Source organism: Longimonas sp. (assembly GCF_046498435.1).
Classification (GTDB): domain Bacteria; phylum Bacteroidota; class Rhodothermia; order Rhodothermales; family Salinibacteraceae; genus Longimonas.
Map to the genome: position 1 here is coordinate 1 of NZ_JAWOAR010000139.1, position 2,895 is coordinate 2,895.

2 protein-coding genes and 1 pseudogene are annotated in these 2,895 nt (G+C 61.7%); 1 reads left to right on the forward strand and 2 read right to left on the reverse strand.

Annotation, left to right across the window (positions count from 1 at the left end):
- Positions 1-474 precede the first annotated feature (474 nt).
- The gene (locus R6U20_RS05150; protein ID WP_410336796.1) at positions 475-2,055 is read left to right on the forward strand and encodes a sodium:solute symporter; all 1,581 of its coding nucleotides are present in this window, start codon (positions 475-477) and stop codon (positions 2,053-2,055) included.
- A gap of 28 nt (positions 2,056-2,083) precedes the next feature.
- Here R6U20_RS05150 and R6U20_RS05155 read toward each other — a convergent pair whose 3' ends face one another.
- Together R6U20_RS05155 and R6U20_RS05160 are read right to left on the reverse strand one after the other, a co-directional pair.
- Complete coding sequence (locus tag R6U20_RS05155) at positions 2,084-2,353, reverse strand: hypothetical protein (protein WP_410336797.1); 270 nt, start codon at positions 2,351-2,353, stop codon at positions 2,084-2,086.
- 205 nt (positions 2,354-2,558) lie between these two features.
- Positions 2,559-2,895, reverse strand: a pseudogene (locus tag R6U20_RS05160) (gfo/Idh/MocA family oxidoreductase); the annotation flags it as partial.

A 2,895-nucleotide genomic window follows, 5' to 3' on the forward strand; every position in this document is an offset into this window, starting at 1 on the left:
TCGCTGCGCCTGGGCGTACGCGCCTTCAACGCATTCGAAAGCCGCGGCCTCACCGAGGGCGATCCGCGTCTGCCCGCGGGCGTCGATCCATCGGACCAGCCGTTCTTTAACGCGCGCCCCATCCTGCCACGCCGTATTACAGCCTCGCTCACGTACCGGCTGTAAGGTCTGCTCCGAAGCGGTCTGTGCCGCTTACGAAACGGCACCTTCTCACCAACGGGCCCAGCTGCGCTGTGCGGCTGGGCCTTTTCGGTGCTATGCCACCGGGCCTGCGCATCCACCTACCTACGTACCTGCCGTAGTACGCGCCTGCCGCATTGAGCATGCGGTCTTTACGTAGTGGACTTGACCCCGACCGCGCTGTTGGGTAGAATGCAACGGCCTCTTTACGCAGCGTTAACGGATGCGCCGCCGCGCGCAGTCCACCCACGCCCGCTATCCCGTGCTTGTTGACGTAAACCAACTACGCGCTCTATGACGGATTTTCCCATCAGCACCCTCGATCTGTTTGTCATCGGGGGGTATTTCCTCATCGTTTTTGGGATTGGCTACTACATCGCCAAACGCATTGATACCGGCGAAGACCTGTTCCTGGCGGGGCGCTCGCTGATGTGGGGCACCATTGGGCTCTCACTCTTCGCCTCCAACATCTCCAGCACTACGCTCATTGGCCTGGCTGGCGATGCGTACAGCACCGGCATCGCCGTATCAAACTACGAGTGGATGGCGGGGCTCGTACTGGTGTTCATGGCGTTCTTCTTCATCCCCTTCTTCATTCGCTCGCGCCTGACCACCATCCCGGAGTATCTCGAAAAGCGCTTCGATGTGCGCTCGCGAAAGTACTTCTCGGGGCTCACGGTCTTCACCAGCATCATGATTGACGCCGCGGGCGGCATCTACGCAGGCACACTCGTCTTGCAGATGTTCTTCCCCGACCTCCCGTTTCTATGGACGGCCTTCGGGCTGGCGGGCATAGCAGGCATCTATACGGCCTTCGGCGGGCTTGCAGCTGTCGTGTACACCGATGTCATACAGGCGGTTATCCTGTTTGTGGGATCCGTCTTTATTGCGCTGATTACATTTGCGCAGTTCGACTTTTCGTGGGCCCAAGCTACCGCCGCCCTCCCCGACGGCCACCTGTCCATGATTCATCCCATCGACAATGCAGAAGGGCGCTTACCGTGGCTGGGCACCCTCGTGGGTGTGCCCGTGCTGGGCTTTTACTACTGGGGGCTTAACCAGTACATCGTGCAGCGCGTGCTGGGTGCCAAAGATCTGAAACAGGCCCGCTGGGGCGCGCTGCTGGGCGGACTGCTGAAGCTGGCACCGCTCTTCATTATGGTGCTGCCGGGCGCGTGGGCGCTCTCGCTCTACCCCAACCTTGAGAATCCCGATCTCGTCTTCCCCACGCTCGTCACTGAACTGCTGCCCATAGGTGTGGTGGGGCTGGTGCTGGCTGGGCTCGTCGCCGCCATCATGTCTACCATCGACTCGACCCTAAACGCCGCGTCTACGCTCATCACGGTTGACTTCGTGCAGCCCGCCAAGCCCGACCTTACAGCGCAGCAGATCGGAACGCTTGGCAAGTGGGTCACGGTTATCCTGATGATCGTGGCTGCGCTGTGGGCGCCTATGATTCGCGAGTTTCCCGGGCTGTGGAATTACATCCAGTCGGTGCTCTCCTTCCTCGTGCCGCCGGTTGTCGCGGTGTTCTTGCTCGGCGTATTCTGGCCGCGCATGGGTAAAAACAGCGCATTCATCACGCTAACCGGTGGGCACGCGCTCTCGCTCGTCGTCTTTGCGTTCTGGATTACCGATACGCTCGAGCTCCACTTCACCATTGTGGCAGGCTTGCTTACGGTCCTATGCATCGGGCTGGCTATCGGCTCCGCACTCGCGTTCGACACACAGCCTACCCAAGAGAAGGTCGAAGGATATACCTGGGCCAACCGCACCATTGAGCCCGAAACGGCGCTGCCCTGGTACAAAGACTACCGCTGGCAGTCGGTCGCTATCGTGGGACTTACCGTAGTGATGCTGGTGGTCTTCTGGTAGTTGCGAATGGTCGTCTGCGTATCAAAGGCTATGCGGTCTGCGGGGCTGAGGATGGGGCCGCGTGCTCACGGCGTGGCGGACGGTCGTCGTGGGCAGCGGCACCAGCAGGCGCGGCGGCATGCGCATCGAGCGGATGCTGGCCGCACTCCAGACACTTGTAGTATCCATGAGATGGACGCGCCATCCAGGGTGTGTGCGTTTCGCAGTGTGCACATGCGCCCCACACCTTGGTGTAGTGCGCTGTAGCCTCTACCGATGCATTCAGGTAGCGGTCGCGAAGCTGGGTAAGCCAGGTCATAGCAATCAGACGGATTATGCAAAAGGAAGAGACGCTATCGTGCGCCTCCATTTCGCCCGCCTGTACCTTCCACGCCCCCATCCGTTCGCCAATACACCGCCCGCAAGCGCTTTCCGTTGCACACTCTTAACACGAAAAGCCCTTTCAAATAATTGGGTGAATTGTAGGTGGCCCGTGGAAGCGCTCTCATGCCCGGCGCCCTCCATCACACCCGCGCCTCCCAGGCGGGCAGCCCGCACGCCTCGCGCACCTGGTCGAGCGTGCGCATCACCGCAACCGTATCGTCCAGCGGGAGCACCGGACTCTCTGCGTGCCCGGCTCGCAGGCACTCGTGCACATGGGCCGCCTCAAAATGATAGCCGTGCCCGTCAAACGGATGCGCCTCCGTCACTGGCGGCACCGCCCGCCCCGTGAGCGCTACTGCCGGACTGTGCCACCACGGCGCATCCAGGCGCAGCGTGCCATCGGGACCCGTAGCATGGGCCAGGCGCGTGCCCTGCTCCCGAAAGGAGGTCGTCAGCACCGCCTGCCGGTTGTCCTCG